The sequence below is a fragment of the Neorhizobium huautlense genome, from assembly GCF_002968575.1.
In the GTDB taxonomy this organism is placed as follows: Bacteria; Pseudomonadota; Alphaproteobacteria; order Rhizobiales; family Rhizobiaceae; genus Neorhizobium; species Neorhizobium huautlense.
Window position 1 is genome coordinate 1 of sequence record NZ_PVBM01000134.1, and the last position, 361, is coordinate 361.

At 64.8% G+C, this 361-nt stretch carries 1 protein-coding gene; it reads left to right on the forward strand.

Annotation, left to right across the window (positions count from 1 at the left end):
- On the forward strand, positions 1 to 361 hold a 361-nt coding region (locus C5L12_RS27970; protein ID WP_425350835.1), incomplete at both ends, for a VOC family protein.

Below are 361 nucleotides of genomic sequence, written 5' to 3' on the forward strand. Positions count from 1 at the left end.
AGGCAGGGGCAGGGGCCGGGACAAGAACAGGGGCAGGGACAGAGCCAGAGGCTGAGGCCGTGGTGCCGGCACATCTCGACCATGTCGACCACATCGCCCAGACGGTCGCCTACGAGGAAATGCCGACCTGGCTTCTGTTCTACACGGCGATCTTCGAGATGCAGAAGACGCCGATGGTCGACATCATCGATCCGGCCGGCGTGGTGCGCAGCCAGGTGGTGGAAAACGCCTCGGGCACGCTGAGGATCACCCTGAACGGGGCGGAGAACCGCCGCACGCTCGCCGGCCACTTCATCGCCGAGACATTCGGCTCCGGCATCCAGCATCTGGCCTTTGCGACCGGCGACATCTTCAAAACCGC